This is a genomic window from Amycolatopsis sp. cmx-11-12, from assembly GCF_046269425.1.
In the GTDB taxonomy this organism is placed as follows: Bacteria; Actinomycetota; Actinomycetes; order Mycobacteriales; family Pseudonocardiaceae; genus Amycolatopsis.
The window spans coordinates 53,807-75,040 of record NZ_JADNQM010000035.1 but is presented as its reverse complement, the minus strand read 5'-3'; the positions used below and the strand labels follow the sequence as shown (position 1 = coordinate 75,040).

The 21,234-nt window shown below is 69.1% G+C and carries 19 protein-coding genes; 7 read left to right on the top strand and 12 right to left on the bottom strand.

Annotated features, from left to right (window positions below; translation table 11 throughout):
- Positions 1–2: 2 nt before the first annotated feature.
- Genes ACLARN_RS34925 through ACLARN_RS34915 form a run of 3 tightly spaced genes read left to right on the top strand, consistent with a single transcriptional unit; the run spans position 3 to position 2,724 of the window.
- Complete coding sequence (locus ACLARN_RS34925; protein WP_409495740.1) at positions 3–566, top strand: DUF3558 family protein; 564 nt, start codon at positions 3–5, stop codon at positions 564–566.
- Positions 567–586: 20 nt separating this feature from the next.
- Complete coding sequence (locus ACLARN_RS34920) at positions 587–1,186, top strand: DUF3558 family protein (protein WP_409495739.1); 600 nt, start codon at positions 587–589, stop codon at positions 1,184–1,186.
- Positions 1,187–1,206: 20 nt separating this feature from the next.
- Positions 1,207–2,724, top strand: a complete 1,518-nt coding sequence (locus tag ACLARN_RS34915; RefSeq protein WP_409495738.1) for a hypothetical protein — start codon at positions 1,207–1,209, stop codon at positions 2,722–2,724.
- A 44-nt stretch (positions 2,725–2,768) separates the two neighbouring features.
- Here the strand turns inward: ACLARN_RS34915 and ACLARN_RS34910 are convergent, their stop codons facing one another.
- From ACLARN_RS34910 to ACLARN_RS34890, 5 genes are all read right to left on the bottom strand, one after another.
- Positions 2,769–3,734, bottom strand: a complete 966-nt coding sequence (locus tag ACLARN_RS34910; RefSeq protein ID WP_409495763.1) for a glutamate ABC transporter substrate-binding protein — start codon at positions 3,732–3,734, stop codon at positions 2,769–2,771.
- Positions 3,734–5,137: a hypothetical protein gene (locus ACLARN_RS34905; RefSeq protein ID WP_409495737.1), complete on the bottom strand. Its 1,404-nt coding sequence runs from the start codon at positions 5,135–5,137 to the stop codon at positions 3,734–3,736. The genes ACLARN_RS34910 and ACLARN_RS34905 overlap by 1 nt, the downstream gene beginning before the upstream one ends.
- 105 nt (positions 5,138–5,242) lie before the next feature.
- Positions 5,243–6,562 carry a GAF domain-containing protein gene (locus ACLARN_RS34900; RefSeq protein ID WP_409495736.1) on the bottom strand — a complete coding sequence of 440 codons (1,320 nt, stop codon included), beginning with the start codon at positions 6,560–6,562 and terminating at the stop codon, positions 5,243–5,245.
- Positions 6,563–6,634: 72 nt separating this feature from the next.
- Entirely contained in the window at positions 6,635–7,516 is an 882-nt protein-coding gene (locus ACLARN_RS34895; protein ID WP_409495735.1) for an NAD(+)/NADH kinase, read from the bottom strand.
- Positions 7,467–8,183 (bottom strand): DUF998 domain-containing protein, encoded by a 717-nt coding sequence (locus ACLARN_RS34890; protein ID WP_409495734.1) that lies wholly within the window; start codon positions 8,181–8,183, stop codon positions 7,467–7,469. Before ACLARN_RS34890 ends, ACLARN_RS34895 begins: the two co-directional genes overlap by 50 nt.
- 134 nt (positions 8,184–8,317) lie before the next feature.
- Here ACLARN_RS34890 and ACLARN_RS34885 point away from each other — a divergent pair, with 134 nt between their 5' ends.
- Positions 8,318–9,577: a sensor histidine kinase gene (locus ACLARN_RS34885; RefSeq protein WP_409495733.1), complete on the top strand. Its 1,260-nt coding sequence runs from the start codon at positions 8,318–8,320 to the stop codon at positions 9,575–9,577.
- Entirely contained in the window at positions 9,574–10,233 is a 660-nt protein-coding gene (locus tag ACLARN_RS34880; RefSeq protein WP_409495732.1) for a response regulator, read from the top strand. The genes ACLARN_RS34885 and ACLARN_RS34880 overlap by 4 nt, the downstream gene beginning before the upstream one ends.
- Positions 10,234–10,319: 86 nt before the next feature.
- Here the strand turns inward: ACLARN_RS34880 and ACLARN_RS34875 are convergent, their stop codons facing one another.
- The 3 genes from ACLARN_RS34875 to ACLARN_RS34865 all read right to left on the bottom strand — a co-directional run bounded on the left by ACLARN_RS34875 (position 10,320) and on the right by ACLARN_RS34865 (position 12,894).
- Complete coding sequence (locus ACLARN_RS34875) at positions 10,320–10,523, bottom strand: cold-shock protein (protein WP_409495731.1); 204 nt, start codon at positions 10,521–10,523, stop codon at positions 10,320–10,322.
- A 233-nt stretch (positions 10,524–10,756) separates the two neighbouring features.
- Entirely contained in the window at positions 10,757–10,927 is a 171-nt protein-coding gene (locus ACLARN_RS34870) for a hypothetical protein (RefSeq protein ID WP_409495730.1), read from the bottom strand.
- A 305-nt stretch (positions 10,928–11,232) separates the two neighbouring features.
- Positions 11,233–12,894, bottom strand: a complete 1,662-nt coding sequence (locus ACLARN_RS34865) for a thiamine pyrophosphate-binding protein (RefSeq protein ID WP_409495762.1) — start codon at positions 12,892–12,894, stop codon at positions 11,233–11,235.
- A gap of 116 nt (positions 12,895–13,010) precedes the next feature.
- Here ACLARN_RS34865 and ACLARN_RS34860 point away from each other — a divergent pair, with 116 nt between their 5' ends.
- Together ACLARN_RS34860 and ACLARN_RS34855 are read left to right on the top strand one after the other, a co-directional pair.
- Positions 13,011–14,297, top strand: coding sequence for a hydroxyacid-oxoacid transhydrogenase (locus tag ACLARN_RS34860; RefSeq protein ID WP_409495729.1), 1,287 nt, complete (start codon positions 13,011–13,013; stop codon positions 14,295–14,297).
- Entirely contained in the window at positions 14,291–14,710 is a 420-nt protein-coding gene (locus ACLARN_RS34855; protein ID WP_409495728.1) for an acyl-CoA thioesterase, read from the top strand. The genes ACLARN_RS34860 and ACLARN_RS34855 overlap by 7 nt, the downstream gene beginning before the upstream one ends.
- Here the strand turns inward: ACLARN_RS34855 and ACLARN_RS34850 are convergent.
- From ACLARN_RS34850 to lanKC, 4 genes are all read right to left on the bottom strand, one after another.
- Positions 14,666–16,402: an ABC transporter ATP-binding protein gene (locus tag ACLARN_RS34850; protein WP_409495727.1), complete on the bottom strand. Its 1,737-nt coding sequence runs from the start codon at positions 16,400–16,402 to the stop codon at positions 14,666–14,668. The genes ACLARN_RS34855 and ACLARN_RS34850 overlap by 45 nt on opposite strands.
- Complete coding sequence (locus ACLARN_RS34845; RefSeq protein WP_409495726.1) at positions 16,399–18,066, bottom strand: ABC transporter ATP-binding protein; 1,668 nt, start codon at positions 18,064–18,066, stop codon at positions 16,399–16,401. The genes ACLARN_RS34850 and ACLARN_RS34845 overlap by 4 nt, the downstream gene beginning before the upstream one ends.
- A 111-nt stretch (positions 18,067–18,177) precedes the next feature.
- The gene (locus ACLARN_RS34840) at positions 18,178–18,318 is read right to left on the bottom strand and encodes a SapB/AmfS family lanthipeptide (protein ID WP_409495725.1); all 141 of its coding nucleotides are present in this window, start codon (positions 18,316–18,318) and stop codon (positions 18,178–18,180) included.
- 36 nt (positions 18,319–18,354) lie between these two features.
- The gene (lanKC, locus tag ACLARN_RS34835) at positions 18,355–20,907 is read right to left on the bottom strand and encodes a class III lanthionine synthetase LanKC (protein WP_409495724.1); all 2,553 of its coding nucleotides are present in this window, start codon (positions 20,905–20,907) and stop codon (positions 18,355–18,357) included.
- Between the last annotated feature and the right edge of the window lie 327 nt (positions 20,908–21,234).

Sequence of the window (21,234 nt, the reverse complement as noted above, 5' to 3'; positions counted from 1 at the left end):
ATATGCGCCAATCCCGGACATTAGCTTCCAAGTACGCCATGCCGCTCGTCTTGCTGGCGCCCATCTTGGTGCTCACCGGCTGCAAGGCAGAAAGCAGGGGAAACCCGGCGCCAGCAACAACTGCGACGCCAAGCAGTCCACAGGCCACCAGCCCTCCCGGAGGCAACGTCTTTGGCGACCTGAAAGCTTGCGACCTTCTCGAACCGATAACGACGACCCAGGGATTCAGCCCCGCTGCATCTGAAACCTATGAAAGCGACAACGGGTGCGGCGCTAGCAAACCCCGCTACGGGACTGTTGCAGTATATCTCGTGCCGAACGAGGGCGTATCCGCGATGAAGCCGGACGGCGGTCAACTCGTGCCGACTAAGGTCGGCACTCGAGACGCCGTTGAAATTCCTGGAGGTGGCGGCAAGGGCGTCTGCACGATTGGGATCTCAGTGTCCGAGAACGCCAGGGCGACGATAACCCTTGGGCTTTCGAACGGCGGCACGAACGAACAATCTTGCACTGACGCCCGGGCGATCGCTGAAGAGATCGCGCCGAAGCTTCCCCAAGGCAGCTGACCTACAGAGAGGAGGTGATCATGATGAACGAGGCAGATGCGCTTTCAGCGCGACGATCCGCGGATGGAACCCTGGCCTTTTCGTCCAAGTTATCTTCGACGATCATGGTGATAGCCTCCATCTCAGCACTTGCAGCTTGCGCCACCCAAAGCAACGGTTCACCTGCTTCTATGACGTCACCGACGTCTCGCGGACAACAAGCGAACAGTGCCCCTGACAAAGGGGCCTTTGACGGTTTGAAGGCGTGCGACCTCCTGGAACCGATCACCAGCGAGAAGGGGTTCGGCCCTGCCGCCCCTGAGACCTATCAGAGCGACAACGGCTGCCGCGCCAACAAGCCACGTTATGGCACAGCCACCACATACCTGGTCGAGAACGCCGGCATTTCCGATCTGAAATCGGATGGCGGCCAGAGCACCGAGACAAGTGTGGCCGGCAAGAAGGCAGTCGAAATTGCAGGCGGTGGCGGCAAGGGAAATTGCTTGATCGGAATTTCAGTCACTGAAAGCTCCAGGGCCACCGTGAGCGTGACTCTGTCGAGCGGCACGAACGAACAGTCGTGCGCCGATGCCAAGGCCATCGCTGAGCAGATCGCACCAAAGCTTCCTCAAGGCAACTGACCGCGTATCAGGAGGTGACCGTGGTGGAGAACGTCGGGCAGGAGAACATCGGCTCCTTGGCGAGCGCTGACGGCAAGGCGCACCGGACGTACGAGGGCAAGCGTTACGCGGAGACCTACGACGAGACCAGCCGGGGTCCGGGCGGCAACTCCCTCACCGCGAAGCTGACGGCCGAGCAGAAGGCCGGCGAGTATTCGGGCGAGCAGGCCACGGCGCTCACTCAGGGCCAGCAGTTCCGGGGCGGGCTCGGACCGTCGGGTCAGCGTTACGAGGGTAATTCGCACGGCGACCTGGTCGGCATGGTCAACAACAACCTCTCCGCGGAGAAGATCGACCAAAAGGGCGAGATCTGGAACAACCAGGGCGACGCGCTGAACACCTTCAGCAACGCCCTCAGTTCCGCCGCCAACAAGGAGGGCGCCCACTGGCAGGGGCCGTCCGCGGAGGCCGCGCACGGGTTCTTCAAGAGTTTGGGCAAGTGGGCCGACACCGCGGGCGACGGCGCCTATCTCGCGTCCAACCGGTTCTCCCAGTCGGCGGCCGCGGCGACCACCGCGAAGAACTCCATGCCCGAAGAGGTTCCCTTCGATCGCAACGCCGAGTACAAGAACGCCATCCAGCAGTTCTCGTCGGGGAACTTCGCGGGCGCGGTGGAGACGGTCGGCAACATCTCGGCCAAGCAGGAGCAGTCGTTCCAGGCACATCAGCAGGCCGCGCAGGTGATGCACACCTACGACCAGTCGCTCTTCGACGTCAATTCCAAGCAGCCCACCTTCGCCCCGCCGCCGGAAATGGGCGATTCGACGACGGCGTCCGGGTTCTCCGGGGGCAGTGAGGTCCAGGGGTTCAGTGGTGGGCCGGGATCCGGGCCCGGCACCGGTCCCGGGTCCGGGCCGGGCTACTCGGGTGGCCCAGGACCAGGACCAGGCTCAGGACCAGGGCAGGGACCGGGGCCCGGTCCGGGGATCACCACGGGCGGCGGGCACACCGGCGTCACTGGGCCGGGGCAGTCGTTCAGCGGGCAGCCAGGGTCGTTCCGGCCCGGTCCGAATCCGGGGCTGGCGGCCATGAACGGCCCGGGGCCCACCGGTCTCGGACGGCTGGGCAGCGAGCAGTATCGCGGCAAGCCCGGGCGGACGCCGGGCGGGCCGGGCGGGAGCGCGGCCAGCCGGTTGACCACCGGCGGCGGGAGCGGCGGGTTCGGGCGTAACGGTGGGTCGGGCAACGTCGCCGAGCGGCTCGCGGGCGGCAAGGTTTCGGCCGGTGAAGCCGAGAAGCTGGCGGGCAAGGGTGGCGGGTCCGGGTCGGGCAAGCTGCCCGAGGAGCGCATCACCCGGGGTGGCGCCGCGGCGGCGGGCAAGAGCGGCGGGCCGGGCGCGATGGGTGCTGGCGCCCCTGGCGGCAGGGGGCAGAAGGAAGAGGACAAGGAAAAGAAGGCCCCGAACTACCTTCAGGAAGAAGACGCCGACGTCTTGTTCGGCGGCTACGACGGCGACACGAAACCGGTGCCACCGGTGATCGGCGAGAAGTCCCCCTGAAGCGATGGCGGGCCGTTCGGGAGCGATCCCGAACGGCCCGTTTCTCACTTGTACTGAGGCTGAGGCGGCGCTCCGCCTTCGAGCTTGTTCCCGATCCACTTCGCGTAACTCGCCTGCCACGCGCCACCGCGCACGGTCTCCAGCACGGCGTTCACGTACCGCACCATGTCCTCGTTCTCCTTCGGGACACCGATGCCGTAGTTCTCCTCGGTGAACCGGTCCCCCACGATCTTCAGCGTCGGGTCCTGCGCGAGCATCCCGGCGAGGATGACGTCGTCCGTCGACACGGCCTCGACCTGCTTCTGTTGCAGCATCACCAGGCAGTCCGACCAGTTGTCCACCGAGACCGGCACCGGCTTCGAGGGATCCGCCGCGATCTTCGTCAGCGAAGTCGACGTCTTGGTCGCGCACACCCGCCGCCCGGCGAGATCCGAAAGCTGGGCGACCTTCGAGCCGGATTCGACCAGGATCCGTTGCCCCGCCTGGTAATACGCCGTCGAGAAGTTGACCTTCTTCAACCGGCTGCAGGTGATGCTGTAGGTCCGCACCACGATGTCGACCTGTTTCTTCTCCAGCACTTCTTCCCGCAGTTTCGACGGGATCGCGCGGAACTGCACGCGGCCTTCCGCACTGCCGAAGATCGCCTTCGCGATCTCGTTGACCATGTCGATGTCGAAGCCTTCAAGCTGGCCCGACGTCGGATTGCGGAAACCGAACAGGAACGTCGTCTGGTCGACGCCGGCGATCAGTTTGCCGTTCTCCTTGATCTTCGCCATCGTCGAGCCGCTGGTGATCGACGTGCCGCTGGTCGGCCGCAGGCTGGCCAGCGGGTTGCAGCTCGTGTCGGTCGTTCCGCCACCGCCGGCGTTGTCAGCCCCGCCGACGTTCGCGGGCTGCGGCGGGGCGACGTCGCCCACCGGCGCCGGGTCGACCGGCGCCCCCGCGCTCCCACAGGCCGTCGCCAGCACCAAGACGGCGCCGAGCACGGCCCCTCGCAGACCGTTCCGCATCACCGGTACTCCCTCAGCCGTTCACGGATTCCCAACGCGGCCCCCGCCGCCGCGATCAGCGCCAGCACCGCGATCCCCGGCGCGAGCAGGGTCAGCGCGCGATCGGCGCCGCGGGTGTCGTCGAGGAACTCTTGCCGTCCCACGTTGATCGCGGCCACCAGGCTGTTGTCGAGCCGCAGGAACGCCCCGGCCGCGCCGTCCTTCTTGTCGTCGCGGATCGCCGTGTCGACGGCGTCCTGGTAACTGCCGTCGTCGTCCTGGCGCCGCACTTCGCCGTGTGCCTTGAACCACGCCGACGCGGCCTGGATCGCCTCGTCCACCTTGCCGGCGGCCCCGCCGCCCGCCGCGAGGCCGCGGGCCTCGCCCAGCAGACCGCCCTGGCCGTCGGTTCCGCCGAGTTGCGCGGCGAGATCGGCGAAGTCCTTTTCGTACGCCGCTCCGTCGCCGCGTGCGACGAGGGTCAGCGTTTCGTCGGCCCGTGCCTGCAACGCCGCGATCCGGGCGCGCACGAGGACGTCCACCTGGTGCGAGCCGTCTTCCTCACCGCTGCCGACGAGACTGCTCTGCACGATCAGCGCCACCGCGCCCCACAGCAGGGCGACCACCACCGACACGGACGCGGCGACGAGCCCGACGTTCAGCAGCCGGTTGGTCTTCCGCGTCAGGTGCACCTGCGTGACGATCAGCGCGGCGAGCAGGGCGAGCAGCAAAGCCGTTGCCAGCCAAGGGAATCCGGTCGCGTCGTCCTGTTCGGCGGCGAGCCGGTCGGTGTCGATGCGGTACAGATCCTGTGCGGCGGGAAGGATTTTCGCCCGCATCAGCTCGGAAGCCTCACGCAGATACGAGGCACCGACGGGATAACCCTGCCGGTTGTAGGTGCGCGCGGTCTCGATCAGTCCTGTGTAGACGGGGATCTCGCGGCCGAGGGTGTTGATCCGCTCGGCCGCTTCGTCGACGCCGGAAGAGTCCGACGCCGCCTTCGCCAGCGCCGCACCGGCCTCCGCGATGTCGCGTTCGTACCGCTGGCGCATCGGGAGCGGCTCGGTGCCGATCGAGAGGAACGAACTGGCCGCGGTCGCGTCGGCGTCCGAAAGCGCGCGGTAGACCTGCTGCGCGGCGGCGGCCAGTGGTTCACGGTGGTCGATCAGGCCGTTGATCGTGTCCTTCCTGTCCTGCGCGGCCAGCGTGCCGAACAGGCCCGCGACCAGCGACAGCAGGACGAGCCCGATCGCGATGACCGACAGTCTGCCCGGGGTGGTCGCGGCGGACCGGACGATCGCGCGGATCCCGTTCCCCGGCAGTTCGAGCAGTCCGGCGATCCCGCTGCGGCCCTCGGGCGCAGGGGGCGGCGCGGGTGCGGCGGGGTTCCCCGGCTGCCCCGGCCGGGTCACAGTGCTCGTCATCGCCGTTCCTCCCCATTGGCTCTACCGCAAAGAAGGTATCCGAGTCGGGATCAGCGCAGCCAGTGACACCGGCGTGTGTCATCGGCACGTGATCTCCCGGCTGGGTCAGAGGCCTTTTTCCAGGCCGTAGCGCACTGTCTCCGCACGATTGCGCACACCGATCTCGGCGCGGACGGCGGGCGCGACGGAGTGCGGGAGGACCTCGCCACCGCCGGCTGGCCGTTCGACGACGACTTCGATGTCGTCGGCGAACCGGTACGGCCTGCCCAGCAGGATGCCGCCGAAATGCCGCCGCATCCTGGACATCTCCGCGCGGACGGTGACGGTCCGGCCGGCGTCGCCGAAGAGGTCGAGCGACAGTTCCGACGCCGACCGTCCTTCCCGATGGCGCGCGAGGAGGTACAGCATCTCCGCGTGCCGCGGGCTCAGCCGATGCGACCAGGTCCCCGCCGCGCCCGACACGCGCAGCGTGCTCTCCCGCGACGACCGCAGGTCGAGCACGACGCGGGCCGGTGGGGCGTCCTCCTCTTCGGTGATCCGGACGAGCCAGCCGCCGGGCAGCGGCTCCAGCAGGCAGTTCCCGTAGGTGGGCAGCCAGGTCCGGCCCGCGGTCGCGTCGATCGGCAGCGCGATGCGGCCGACCGGGACGAGGCCTGCCGACGCCGCGATCCAGCCGTGCGGATCGGTGATCACCGCCCTGCCCTTCACCTTGGCGAGCAGGGGCGAGGCGAGCCCGCGCAGCCGTTCCAGCTCGGAGAGGTGCGTGGTGCGCAGCTGCGCCTCGGCGAGTTTCGCGACCGCGTCGACCAGGGCCAGCGTCGTCGGGTGCACGGTCGAGGCCGGACCGGAGAGGTCGACGACGCCGAGCAGCCTGCCGTCCCTCGGATCGTGCAGTGGCGCGGCGGCGCAGGTCCAGTCGTGCTGGTTACGGACGTAGTGCTCGGCGGAGTAGACCTGCACCGGATGCCGGGCGACCAGCGCCGTCCCGATCGCGTTGGTACCGGCGGAGGTCTCATGCCAGTCGACGCCTTCGACGAACCCGAGTCCGTCGGCGCGGCGGCGGACCGCGGTACTGCCGTCACGCCAGAGGACGCGGCCTTCGGCGTCGACGACGGCCATGATGTGCGCGGCCTGCTCGGCGAGGCTGATCAGGCCGCCACGCAGGGTGGGCAGGACGGCGGCGAGGCCGCTCTCGCGACGGCGTGCCTCCAGCTGCTCCGGGCCGAGCACGGGGGCCGGGGCGCCGCGATCGGGGTCGAGGCCGAGTTCGCGCATGCGCCGCCAGGACGCGGCGATGACCGCGCGCGGGTGACTCGGGAGCGCGTGGCCGGCGAGGGCGGCTTCGTGCACTTTGGCGAGGGCGCGCGCGTGCCGCCGCGGGTCCGCGCCGACCGGCAACGCCGCCTCCAGCTGCACCTGGCCCACTCCTTTGGTCCGTTTCGGCCAGTGTGCCCGGGTGACCCGGTGTTCGGAAGGTCTCTGTGACCTGGGCGAGGCTTACGCGGTGAAGGGCGCTTCCACCAAGTGGGACACCGGAAAAGCCCCCTTCGGCTTCCGCCCCAGGAGCAAGCCTTTCCTGGTGGCCTCGGCCATCACGGCGCGGACGTCGACGCACCACGGGCCGTCGGGCTTCAGCTCGACGAAAGCGCTCTCTCCTTGTTTCAGCACGAAGTGCGGCTCACCGTCGACAGCGATGGAGCCACCGGCGGCGGCGAGGTCGACCCGGACGCCGGGATACAGCACGCTCCAGCCCCGGACGCCCACCGCCCGGACCTCACCGGGCGCGATCGGCGCCTGCACGACGTACGGCGTCTCGTCGACCGGCCCGAGCGAGAGCGCGACACCGTCCACAGTGGACTTCGGGCTGGGGCAGAGCCTGCCGGGGATGCTCGACAGGCCGATTCCGTCCGGCACGGCGAACGTGCAGTACAGCTCGGTCAGCGACGCTGTGTCCCAGCGGCTTTCGGCCGACACGCTGACGTCGGTCAGCGCGATCTCGCGGCGGGCCTTCGTGACGACCTCGAGTACGGTCGCGCGGTTCGTGACCAGGTCCGGGTCCACCTGATGGGTGGCCAGCAGCCCGGCGGCGAGCCCGGCGACGGTGGGCTCGGGGAGCGCGTCGGTGGTCGCGGTCGGCAGCATGAGCAGCGGGACGTCACCACAGGCGGCCGCCGCGGCCCGCATCAGGCCGTCACCACCCAGGCAGATGAGCACGCTCGCCCCCGCGTCCACCATCCGGCGGACGGTGCCGATGATCTTCCCTGCCTCGGTCCACACCATCACCCGGCCGACCCCGGCCACGCGGAGTGCCGAACGCAGGCTCTGGATGTCACGCTCCGAAGCGGGGTTCGCCACGATCCCCGCAACCGCTTCGCCCACATGTCCTCCGCTGCCGCGCCAAGTCCCTACAAGGAAACGACTTCAGGGCCGCGAAAGAAAGAGTTGCACGAGGTTGCATCGCCAGGCTAGGGGCCGAAGTGCCCGATCTCCGGTCAATCTGTGTCCGGCGGACGAACACGACCAGCAGCACGAGTTCGAGGACCAGCAGGATCCGTTCGGCCAGCCCGCTCACCGCGCGGGCGTCGACCAAGAACGTCCCCACGAAGACCACCAGCGCGGCCAACGCGGCGTACGACAACCGCCGCGCCGCGCCGAGAACCAGCCCTGCCAACGGCAGTGCGGCGAAGGCGGCGAGCGCGACATGACGGTGGATCGCGCCGTGCCAGGTCAGCGGCTGGTCCATCGGTTCCTGCGGGAACACCGCGAGCACGCACACCCCGATACCGAACACGGCGACGAGCCTGGCCGCCCACACCTCCCCCGAAAGCCGGACACCGCCCGCGACGGTCAGCGCGCCGAAGCCGGTGGCCAGCATGGCGACCCCGACGAGCCGCGCGCCCTGCCCGATGTGGACGTATTCGCTGAAGGTGGTGGCGAGCGGATCGACCGCGCCTGCGTTGACGATCTCGACATAGACCGCGATGACCAGCCCAGCGAGCAGCCACGCGAACGCGGACAGCCGGATCAACCCTCTGACGTCGTTCATGAATCGAGCCTGACCGTGCGCCACCGTCCGGCACATCCCGCTCGGGCGAGCAGTCCCCGTCACCCCGTGGGGGGGCTCCGGCTGTCCCCCAGGAGGGGATGTGCCCGGCCCGCGGCGTCGTTAGCGTCGGGGACATGGCTTCGAACGGCGGTTCTTTGGGGTGGGCGCTCCTCACCGGGCGCGACGCCGATCTCGAACCACCGTCGGCGTGGTGGCGCGGACCGGTCTGGGTCAAGGCGAGCCTCACCGCCGCCGCGCTCGCCGTACTGGTGGGATTGACCTACGGCACGTGGGCGCGCTACCTCGGCGGCGGCAGTGTGCCGCTGATCTTCTTCCTGCTGCTCCTCCAGCTCGCGCCGCCGTTGCTCGCCGTCCGGTTCCCGCTGACCGCCGTCCGGGTGGCGGCGGCGGGGATGGTCAGCGCGATCATCGCGATCCTCTTCCCCGCCGACTTCGCGCCGTTCGGCCCGACCCTGTCGGACTGGCCGTTGCAGATCCACGTCCTGCCGTATCTCCCGGTGCTCGCGATGACACTCGCCCGCACGAAGGCCGGGCAAGGCTGGGGGATCTCGAGCCTCGCGATCGTGCTCGCCGCCGCGGGCGGCATCGTCCAGATACCGCGAGCGGGTACGAAGAGCCTGGTGTGGGCGCTGCTCGTGGTGACCGCGACGATCGTGGCGGGCTACGGGATGCAGCAGCGCCGCCGGGCACTGGAGCAGGCCGACGCGGCCGAGCGCACGACCGTGGAGGAGCGGGCGAAACGGACGTCGTTGCAGGAACGCGCGCTGATCGCCAGGGAACTGCACGACATCATCGGCCATCACCTCTCCCTGATCGCGCTGCGGACCGACAGCGCGCGCTACCGCGTCCCGGACGTCTCCGAGGCCGCGCAGGAGGAGTTCCGCGCGCTCGGGGTCGCGGCGAGGGAAGCGCTCGACGAGGCACGGCGGCTGGTCGGCGTGCTGCGGGAGACCGACGCCGAGCCGGAACACGAACCGCAGCCAGGGCTCGCGGAGGTGCCGTCGCTGATCGACGGCTGCCGGGCCTCCGGGATCGAGATCCGGGCGGAGATCTCCGGCGGGGACGACGTCCCCGCCATGATCGGACTGGCCGCGTACCGGATCCTGCAAGAGGCACTGAGCAACGCGGCACGGCACAGCCCGGGGTCCACTGTGGACGTTGAGGTGCGACAGGAGCCGGACGGGCTCACGATCCTCGTCGAAAACGGGCCGCCCACCCGGCCCGCCGCGCCTTCGGCCGGTGACGGCACCGGTCTTGCCGGTATCGCCGAACGCGTTACGCTGATCGGCGGCTCGTGCGAGACCGGGCCGCGGGCGGACGGCGGTTTCCGCGTGGCCGTCACTTTGGAACTCCCGGGGGTAGGCGACGCGTGACGAACGTCTTCATCGTCGACGACCAGGCCATGGTGCGGGAAAGCTTCGCCGGTCTGCTGAACGCGCAACCGGGTTTGGCCGTGGTAGGCCAAGCGGGTGACGGGATCGAGGCGCTGGCAGGCATCTCCGCCTTGCCCACGCCGCCGGATGTCGTCCTGATGGACATCAGGATGCCGGTGATGGACGGTCTCGAAACGACCCGGCGTCTGCTCGAAGGCGACGGCGAGAAGCCGAAGGTGATCGTCCTGACGACGTTCCATTTGGACGACTACGTCTACGAAGCGCTGCGGGCAGGCGCGAGCGGATTCCTGTTGAAGGACGCGCCGTCGGCCGAGCTGATCAACGCGATCGGCGTGGTCGCCGCCGGTGACGCGCTGCTCTCCCCCGCGGTCACGAAGCGGCTCATCGCGAACTTCGTGGCCAGTGCGCCGGTTCCGCGGCCGTCCCCGGCGCGGTTCGACGTGCTCACCGAACGCGAGCGGGAAGTGCTGCGGCTGATCGCGAAAGGACGGTCCAATCCGGAGATCGCGGCGGATCTGGTGCTTTCGGCGCAGACTGTGAAGACGTACGTCGGCCGGATACTGGCGAAACTCGGGTTACGGGACCGGGCGCAGGCGATCGTGCTGGCCTACGAGACCGGCTTGGTCTCGCCGTGAAAGACCTTGAAAGACCTTGAAAGACCCCGGAAAAGCAGCAGGGCCGCCTCCCCGAGGGGATGACGGCCCAGCTTGGAAAACCTGGATCAGATCAAGTTGACCGAGGTGGCCTGCGGACCCTTCGCGCCCTGCCCGATCTCGAACTCCACACGGGCGTTCTCCTCGAGGGTACGGAAGCCGTTGCCCTTGATCTCGCTGTAGTGCACGAAGACGTCGCCGCCGCCGTTGTCGGGAGTGATGAAGCCGAACCCCTTCTCGGAGTTGAACCACTTCACAGTGCCCTGAGTCATAAAATCTCCATATGCAACACAAACAAACAGGAAGCCACGTCGGCAGCCCGGGTCATGACCAGACGGTTTGCTTCCTCGGAAACACGAGGAGACACTACGCCCGCTGAGTTCTGCGAGCGTGAACCAACACGAACACAAAAAACGAGACCTGAATCAGTAAAGCACACCTCACGCAGGCCGACAAGCATCGTCACCCGGGTGTGCGCGGCCTCGCAGTACCCTTTACCGCTGGGCTATTCGCCACTCGCCGCACGCAACGGTACCTCGGCGCCGAACGGCGACCGGCGCAGGGCCTCCCGGTTCGTAGGCACGACGGCGATGTCATGGGTCTCCGCGTCCGCGCTGAACTGCACCGGCACGACACCGGAAACGGACTTGATCTCCTGTGGCTTTTCGTCAGCCATGTTTTTTCTCCCCTGTGTCAACACAACGCTCGAAGTACCCGCGTGAAGTACCGCGTGCCAACAACCCACCGGCGGACGGCCGCGGCCCCGCGGTTCGGTGACCCGGTGGCCGCCCGGTCCATATCGGACTCTCGGTGTTGCCGCGATTGTGCCACGACCGGCCGACAAAATCCGATCTCCGCGACCAAAACTCGGCCGAGTCGTCACCGACTTCCCACCCCTTGGGGCAGGTGACGGCGGCACCACAAGGGTTTCTGTGTATCCCCTGAGAAAAAACTACCGCCTGGTAATCGGCGTACCGGACCCTACTGACCACCCTGCTGCGGCCTCGCGGCGCTCAGCAGGCTCGTCAGCCGGATGTCCGGGGTCACCACGTCCGGATCCGTCCTGATGTCGATCACACACGGCCGTTGCCGGACCAGCGCGCTCGCGATGATCGGCTCCAGCTCCTCGCGGTCGTCCACGGTGTACCCGGCGGCGCCGAGCCCCCGTGCCCACGACGCGAAGTCGGTGGTGGGGACCGTGACCCCCGACAGCCGTCCGTGCTTGCGTGCCTGGTGCACGGCGAGCGGACCGTGCAGTCCGTTCTGGAACACCAGGACGGTCACCGGCACGCGGTAGCGGACGGCGGTCTCGATCTCCTGACCGGTCATCAGCGCGCCGCCGTCGCCGACCATCGCGATCACCGTCCGGCGTGGCTCGGCGAGTTTCGCCGCGATCGCCGCCGGGACCGCGTAGCCCATGGCCGCGTTGCTCGGGCCCAGCTGGCTGCGCGGCGCGGTGAAGCACCAGTAGCGGTGCATGAACTGGGCGAAGTTGCCCGCGTCGCTGGTCACGATCGCGTCCTCGGGCGCGAGCTTGCGCACCGCGCGGATGACGTCGGCGGGGTGGACGCGGGTGGCGCCGCTGGTGTCGGGCGGTGTCATGAAGGTGTGCACGGCGGCGTTCGCGGCCGACGCACGACGGGTCCGCGGCGAGGCGACGTTGCGTAGTTCACGCAGGAACGGCTCGACCTCGGAGTCGACCCGGAAGGTCAGGCCGCCGCGCCGGGCGGGCTCGATCCCGGTGCCGACCAGTACCAACGTCTGTGACGGCGTCGGGTAACGGTAGGACTGGGTGGTGACCTCGTCGAGCTGCGTGCCCAGCGCGAGCACGAGGTCGGCGCGTTCCAGCGCGTCGAGCTGCCGCGCCGGGATGCCGATGCCGAGGTGGCCGGCGTAGCGCGCGTGGTTCTCGGGGAAGGCGTCCTGGCGGCGGAACGCGTTGTACACCGGGAGCGCGAGCTCGTCGGCGACGGCGATCAGCTCTTCCCGCCCCGCGCGAGCCCGGCCACCGACGATGACCACCGGGTACCGGGCCTCGTCGACCAGTTGCGCGACCGCCTCGGCGGTCCGGCCGAGCGCGCCGGTGGCGGGCGGCTTCACGGCGGCGACCGGCTTGGCCGAGTCGAACGGGACACCCCAGAAGTCGGCGGGGACAGCGACGACGGTGGGCCCGGGCCGCCCTTCCCGGCAGCGAGTCAGCGCCTCGACCAGCAGGTCGGGGACCTCCTCCGGCGATTCCGCGCGGCCAAGCCACTTGACGAGGGGCTCGAACATCGAGGTCAGGTCGGCGGTGGGCAGTTCACTGGTCCGGCCGGGGCTGGACGGCGGATTCTCCAGGAGGACGACCATCGGGCTCTCGTCCTGGTACGCCGTGGAGACGCCGATCGCGAGGTTCGCCGCACTCGGGCCGCGGCCTGCCAGCAGTACCGCCGGCTGCTCGGTCAGCTTGCCCTCGGCCTCGGCCATGAAGGCCGCGCCGGAGTCGTGCCGCGCCGAGACGAAGGTGATCGACCGCTCGCGTTGCAGCGCGTCGAGCAGATCCAGGAAGGACTCACCCACCACCGCGTACACGCGGTGGATCTGCGCCTCGGTCAGGATCCGCACGGCCGTCTGGGCGACGGACGCTCCCGGTTGGTATCTAATAAGAAGAGCTTAGGCGGGCGGTGATCGGTGCCGTCAAGCGATCTTTCGATTCCGGCAACCCCGGGGCGGCAGAATGTCCGATATCGGAACGTGTTCGAGCAAGGGAGCACGAAAACGTGACCTCAGCCACCACTGGACGTGAAACAGTTTTCACCTATGGTGCACCGGCCTTGAAGTACGGCACCGGGTCGAGCGACGAGATCGGCTACGACCTCACGCAGTACGGGGCCCGCCGGGTGCTCGTGCTGACCGACCCGGGGGTCGCCTCGACAGGCTGGCCACAACGGATCGCCGAAGGCATCGAGACCTACGGCATCGAAGCGGTCGTCTTCGACGGCGTGCACGTCGAGCCGACCGACGTCAGCATGCGTAAGGCCGTCGACTTCGCCAGAGGACAGGGCGAGTGGGACGCCTTCGTCGCCGTCGGCGGCGGGTCGGCCATCGACACCGCGAAGGCGGTGAACCTGTTGACCAGCAACGACGGCGACCTGATGGACTACGTCAACGCGCCGGTCGGCGGCGGCCGCGCGCCGAGCGCGCCGCTGAAACCGCTGGTCGCGGTGCCGACCACCACCGGGACCGGCTCGGAGAGCACCACGGTGTGCGTGCTGGACGTACTGTCACTGCGGGTGAAGAGCGGCATCAGCCAGCTGAAGCTGCGGCCGAGTCTCGCCGTGGTCGACCCGAGGCTGACGGTTTCGCAGCCGCCCGAGGTCACCGCGGCGAGCGGGATGGACATCCTTTGCCACGCCGCGGAAAGCTACACGGCCAAGCCGTACACCGAGTTCGACCGCAAACGCCCAGAGGACCGGGTTCCTTACTGTGGCGCGAATCCGCTGGCCGACATGTTCGCCGAGCAGTCGCTGCGGCTGCTCTCGTGGGCGCTTCCGGCGGCCGTGGCGGACGGCTCGGATCTGAAGGCACGCGAGGCGATGGCGCTCGCGGCGACGTTCGCCGGACTCGGGTTCGGCAACGCCGGCGTGCACATCCCGCACGCGAACGCGTATCCGATCGCCGGGCAGGTCCGGGAATTCCATCCCCCCGGCTATCCGGGTGAGGAGCCGATGGTGCCGCACGGGATGGCGGTGTCTTTGACGGCACCCGCGGCGTTCCGCTTCACCTTCGACGCATGCCCCGACCGGCACCTGCGGGTGGCCCGGCTGCTCGCCCCGGACTACGAATGGCCGGGCGATCTCCAGGACCACCTGCCCGCGGTACTGCGGCAGATCATGCGGGAGATCGGGATCCCCAACGGGATCGGCGCCGTCGGCTACACCGAGTCCGATGTGGACTCACTGGTTTCCGGCACGGTGAAACAACAACGCCTGCTGGCGACCGCGCCGCGTGAAGCGTCCGACGAGGACCTCGCCGGGATCCTGCGGGATTCGGTGGAGCTGTGGTGAACGCCGAGTATCCGCACTGGCAGACGGTTCCGTTGCGGTGGAAGGACAATGACGTCTACGGGCACGTCAACAACGTCGTCCACTACTCGGTGATGGACACCGTGATCAACACGTGGCTGATCGAACGCGGCGGACTCGACATCGAGACCGGCGGGGTCATCGGGCTGTGTGTGGAATCGCAGTGCAAGTACCACGCTTCGGTGTCGTTCCCGGGGGAACTCGAGGTCGGCCTGCGGGTGGGGCATCTCGGACGGTCGAGTGTGCGCTACGAGGTCGGGATGTACTCGAAGGAGACGGTGATCGCGGAGGGGCACTTCGTGCATGTCTTCGTCGATCGCGAATCCCGGCGCCCGGTCGCCGTCGAAGGTCTACTCCGGGGCGCGCTGGAAGAACTGCGCACTGGGCTGGGGTAGCCGCGGCGCCCACGCGTGCATGAGCTGGGCGTAGCGCGTGGACCGGTCCATGAGTTCGAGGTGGGTGCCCAGCGCCGTCTCCTTGCCGTCCATCACCAGGACCCGGTCCGCGCGCAACGCCGACGTCAGCCGGTGCGCGATCACCACCAGCACCCCGCCCCGCTCGGCGAACGCCCGTTCCGCGCGGGCCTCGGCGGGCGGGTCGAGATGCGACGTCGCCTCGTCGAGGACGACGATGCCCGCGTCGCTCGCGTACACCCGCGCGAGCGCGATCAGCTGCGCCTCACCGGCGGACAGCGTCCCGTGCCCGATCTCGCCGTCGAGTCCACCCAGGCGCGTGACCAGCGGTTCCGCCCCCACGGCGGTGATGGCCGCCCAGAGTTCGGCGTCCATCGCGGTCTGCGCGAACAGACCGGCGTTGTCCCGCACGGACCCCGCGAAGACGTAGGCCTCCTGCGGGATCAGCGCGACCATCCGATGCCGCAGCGCGGCCGGGATCTCCCGGACCGGGGCACCGCCGAGCAGCACCCGGCCGGCCTGCGGTTCGAGCATCCCGGTCAGGAGCCCGGCCAATGTCGACTTGCCGATCCCGCTCGGCCCCACCACCGCGAGCCGTTCGCCGGGCCGCAGATGCAGATCCAGCCCGCGCACCACCGGTTCCGCCGCCGCACCCCAGCTGAAGGTCAGGTCGCGTACGTAGATCGCGGTCCCGTCGGGTTCGGCCGTGCCGTCCGCCTCCGGCTCGGCCTCCGCGGTCTCCGCCAGCCGCCGCAGCGCGACGATCAGCCGCAGCACCACGGTGCTCGCGGTCGCGGCCAGCCCTCGCAACGCCGGCTGCATCGTCGTCGCGAGGTAGACGAGCGCGCCGAGCGCGGCGCCCGCGGTGAGCCTGCCGTCCCTGACCATGCCCGGCGCCACCAGCAACGCCAGGAGCAGCGGCACGAAAGCACCGGTCGCGATCACCACCGCCCGGGCCGCCCCGGACCGCGCCACCCGCACGGCCGCCTTCGCCTGCGTGTCGATGGCGTCGTAGAGCTCAAGCGAGGCAAGGGGTTCCGCACCGCAGGCGACGACGTCACGCATACCGGACAGCGACGCGCCCGCGATCTCGGCGGTCCGCTCGTCGGCCAGCGCGAGCGCGCGCTGGCGGCGGGCCAGCGACGGCAGCAGGCAGGCGAACACGAGGATCGCGACCACCACCGGGATCGCGACGATCAGCGCGAGCGAACCGGCGACGGTGAACAGCCCGGCCAGCGCGGCCACCGTCGTCACGATCATCCCGCGTGCCTGTACCAGCAGCCCGGCCGTGGCGTCGCGGACCACTTCGACGTGCTGGGTGATGCGGGCGACGCCGCTGGCGTCCGGCTGGTTCCGCGGTGGCGACGGATCGTGCAGGACACCGCGCACGACGGCGGTCACCAGCGCGTCGCGCAACGGTTCGACGACCTTGCCGAGCTGATGCCACACCAGCCGCGAGCCGAACGCGCCGATCACGGCGACCAGGCCGAAGATCGCGAGCCAACGCAGTCCGGTGCCTGGCCGACCCGCGGCAAACCCCTCGTCAACCGCGAGTTCGACCAGGCGACCGGACAAGAACGCGGGCGCGCTCTCGAGCACGGAACAGGCCAGCAGTACCAGCCCGCCTCTCCACTGCCCGACCAGCGCCGAGCGGTAGAGGCCCCAGACGCTCATTGCGCGCCCTCGGTGAACACTGCCTGGTAAGCCGGGTTCCGCCACAGCGCCTCATGCGTGCCGACCGCGCGGACCTGGCCGTCTTCCAGCCACACCACCGCGTCCGCCCGCGCCGCGGTGGCCGCACGATGCGTGACGACCACCCGGGTACGGCCGGGCAGGGTGCGTTCGATCGCCTCCTCGACGGCGGCTTCGGTGACCGTGTCGAGGCTGGCGGTGGCGTCGTCGAGGATGAGCACCCTCGGCGCGTGCGCGATCGCGCGCGCCAGCCCGATCCGCTGCGCCTCCCCGCCGGAGAGCGGCGTCTCCGAAAGCGGCGTCCGGTAGCCGTTCGGCAGCCGGACGATCAGGTCGTCGACCTGCGCGGACCGGCAGGCGCCGCGCACGGCGGCCTCACCGGCCCACGAGCCGTACCCGACGGCGTCGCCGATGGTCGCGCCGAGCAGCGCGGGCCGCTCGAAGGCGAACCCGACGACCGCGCGGAGTTCGTGCGGCCGCAGCCTGTCCAGCGGACGGCCGTCGAGCGTCGCCGTCCCCTCGTCCGGGGTCAGCAGCCCGCCGAGGACGTTGACCAGCACGGACTTCCCCGCGCCGGAGCGTCCGACGACCGCGGTGAACCGGCCGCCCCGCACGAGCAGGTCGACGTCGGCCAGCGCGCCTTCGACGGTGACGCCGCGCAGTTCGAGCGTGCCCCGGCCGGGGACGACGCCGAGATCGCCCGGTTCGGGAACCGGCGAGTCCAGCACCTCGTTGATCCGCCGCGCACACTGTCGCGCGCGGGAAAGTGTGGTGAGCAAAGGAATCTGGGTGATCAGGCCCATGCCGAGCGCGACGTACCCGAGCGCCGCGAGGACCTGCCCGACGGTCAGCCTGCCCTCCATCACACCGAAACCGGCGGCGGCGAGCACCGCGATTTCCACCGCGGGCAGCAGCAGCCCGGAGCGCCACACCATCCTGGCCTGCGTGCGCCACATGCCGCGACCGGCGAGACTCAGTTTCGGCAGTGGCCGCAGTACGCGTTCGGCCTCGCGGTCGGCGGTGCCCGACGCGGCGATCGTGCGGAGCCCGGCGACCGCGTCGACCATCCTCGCCGCCAGTTCGCCGGAGACCTCTTGATAGGTGAGGACGTCTTCGGCCGTGTTCTTCAGATGGGTGCGGGCGAGCATCAACCCGAACGGGATGCTGCCGAGGAAGACGAGCGCGAGCCGCCAGTCCATCAGCGCGAGCAGGATGACGGATCCGCCGGAGATCAGGGTGGTCGACCCGAGCTGGACGACGACCGAGGCGACGATTCCGGCGCCGGTGCAGTCACCGGTGAGCCTGCTGATCGCGTCGCCGTCGGCGAAGGCCGAGCGGGTACCGAGGGCCAGATAGCGGTCGGTGAGCCGGCGGCGCAGCCACGCCGTCGCCGAGGCCGTCATCCGCGCGGTCAGGATCCCGCCGATCAGGCCGACGGCGATCTCGGTGACACCCAGGACGATCAGCCAGGAAACTTCGGGAAGGCTGGCCCGTCCGGCCACGACGGCGTCGACCGCGGCCGCGAGCGCGCCGGGCAGGAGCAGCCCCGCCGCCGTCCCGGCGAGTGCGCAGAGGATCAGTGCGATCAGGCGGGGACGATCGAGCGCGGTCACGGTGACCAGCAGGCGATCGGCGGAACCCGCCATCCCACTCCTTCGAACGTGATCCCATCGAGACGAATCGTTGGGCAAAATGAAGGCGCGGGAGCGGCGCACTTGGCCTGTGCCGCTCCCGCACCTTCAGTGATCAGGCCGTGATCAGTGGCAGGTGAGCAAGCTGATCGTGCTGTTCGCGCAGGACGCGAGCAGGCTCAGGTTGCTGCCGCCACCGCCGCCGCCGTGGCCACCGTCGAGAACCTCGGGGGTTTCCAGGGCCTGCAAGTCGAGAACGAGTTCCATGGTGTTACCTTTCGTTGTTTTCTTGGTCCGCCGGTCTTAATGGCCGGCAGTTCGGGAGGACAGGAAAGGCAGCGCGGCCTTCCCGTCCAGGGTGGCGGCAAGGGCGAGCAGGATGCCCGCGCCGCCGGTGACGACGTCCATCGACAGCCGCAGCAGCTGGTTGCCGGGGAACGCCAGGCCGCCCTTGTACGGCACCGCGTACCAGGCCAGCCGGGAAAGGTGCAGGTCGATGGCGTCGCGGACGCGCTCGTCCGGTTCGGCGCCCATGGCGAGCGCGATCATCAGCCCGCTCCGGCCGAACAGCAGACCGGGGTGGATGACGAACTCGCCGCGGCACGATTCACGCAGGCCGGGAAGGCTCTTCAACGCCTTCGCGTCGGGACGGTACTTCGCCAGTTCCTCGGCGACCATGAGGATCCCGGCGCTGCCGACACCCACGTAGGGCAATGTCCGGGTCTCGCCGTCGCGAACCTGCAACGAGCCGTCGTCCGACTCGACGCACTCCTCGATGTCCCGCTCCAGTGCCTGGTCGGCGAAGGACAGCCAGCCCTCTTCGCGAGTGCGCTCGAACAGCCGGATGAACAGCAGCGCCGGTCCGGACCAGCCGTTGAGCAGCCCGGCCCTGGCGAAGTCACCGGGCGGGTCGGCGGTCTCGAGCGCTTCGGCGAGCCGGACGGCGGTGGCGAGTGCCTGCCTGCCGAACTCGTTGTCCTTGCGGGCAACCGCGAAGTGCAGCTGGGTGAGCCCGATGCCGGACAGGCCGCCTTCCAGGCCGTGGTCGATGGTCTGCTCCACCAACGTCGCCGACGCCGTCAGCAGCTTGGTGGCCTCTTCGCGGTAGCCGAGCTCTTCGAGGACGTACGCGATTCCGTACGAGCCGTCGTAGAACCCCGGGCGGCCCGGCGGTTCGCGACGGATCGAGTCCAGCAGCCACCGTTCGTGATCGGGATAGCGCTCGCCACCGACCGCTTTCAGGGCGTAGAGGACGCCGGCCGCGCCGTAGCCGAAGCACGCCCCGCCGACGCGGAACTGCTCGATGTCGCCGGGGAAGAGCCGGTCGGTGCGGTCGGGGGTCGCGCTGGCGAGGATCGCCTCGGTGATCTGCTTGCGGACCAGCGCCCAGTCCGGCTTGTCCTGGTCCAGCTCGGTCACGCTCGTCAGCGGCGGGATGTTCCGGGGCGCGACCTCCGCGACGATCGAGTCGGCGTAGCCCTCCGGGACGTCGAAGCGCTTCTGGACGAAGTCCGCGAGCCCGCGCAGCTTCGCCGGGGCGAGTTCGAGGAGCGTGGTGAGCGGCAGGAAGATCCACAGCTTCAAGACGGCGAGCGCGTACTCGTCGACCTCGAACCCGTTCCGGTCCCGCGGGGCGCGGAAGCCGGGTGCGCCGAGGGCCGGCCGGTCGCCGCTTTCGACGTCGGACGCCATCTCGAAGTCGATCAGCGAGACGGCCGTGTCCTCCCCGTCCTCCCCGTCGACCAGGATGTTCATCGAGTGCAGATCGCCGAACACGATCCCGCGGTCGTGCACCTCGCCGACCATCTTCTCCACCCGCCGGACCAGCGCCAGCGCGCGTTCGGTGTAGGCGGCGATGTCGGCATCGGTGGTGTCCCGCCGGGTGAGCGGGTAGTTGCGGGCGAGCCAGTTGCCGAGCGAGATGCCCGGCATGTACTCCATCGCCAGGAAGTGGTGCTCCCAGACGGTGAAGCGATCGTAGGCGGCGGCGATGCCGTCGATGCCCTTCAGCCGGTCCAGCACCTCGTGCTCACGGCGCAGGCGTTCGACGGCGTCGATCTCGTCGCGGTCCAGGCCGGCGAACGGCCTGGCCTCCTTGAGAACCACCTCTTCGCCGTCGGCGTTCCGGTCGGCGAGGTACACCCCGCCACCGTTGGAGAAGTGCATCGAGCTCTTCACCCGGTAGGGGAACTGATCCGCGCCGCCACCCTTGCGAGCCGCGAGATGAGGTGCGAGAAACTCCGGAATCGTCACCCAGTCGGGTACAGAGAAGGTCGGCTCGCGCTTATCCGGGACCAGCGTTCCGTCCGGCTTGCGTACCGCGAGGACACGTTTTCCGTCGAGTTCGACCCATTGCTCGGCGAATCCGCCGTAGCGGACGTAGAGCGGCCCGGCACCGTACCGGAGATCACTCAGAATGTACGCACCGGCTTCCCCGTCGAGCTTCGCGGACAACTCGGCGAGAACGCGCTCGAGCTCGTTGTTGTCAGCTGGATAAAGAGTCAGTAACTTGCCGCTTCCGTCACGCGGAGCGTATTTGGAATTTCGCGCCAGCAGCGTGCTCCGTGAGCGCAGGTGCTTGTAGGACAGATTGTGCTCGATACAATGCTCATGCACCTTCACGAGCACCCGCTCGGCGTTGCCCAAACCTGCCGACACGTGGATTTTCCAGCCCTGTAAAGGAAGGTTTCGAGCAAGAGGGTGCAGCATCCGCCACACTCCGCGCACCCCGGTTCGCCAGCCGGCCTCGGGAGCGGGCAGCAGGGAGGCGAAATCGTCGGCGGCGTCCCCGGTTTCCCGCTGCTCATCGAAGAACAGTGGATCAGCGAAGCAATACGCTTCGTACCGGACATCCATCGAACGACCCCTCCTTCGCACCAATCGGATGAGCCAACTGCACCATCGCGATGAGGAATATTCCACCCGCCGGACAGCGAACGGCCAATCCGCCATACCGGGGGTTCGGATGGGCTGTTCAGGGACGTGAATTCGAAACCTACCGAATGGTAGGGGTACCCAGCGTGAGATCAACTCGGATTTCAACCACCCGGTCGGTGTGTAACGGGACCGTGTTTGCCCCGTAATCCCTGGTCGAGGCGCCGAACACAATAAGGGACGGTCGAATTGACCGAGCGCCAACCAATAGCGCTTCGTGATCTATTCACCCGAGGTCTGGACCACTCG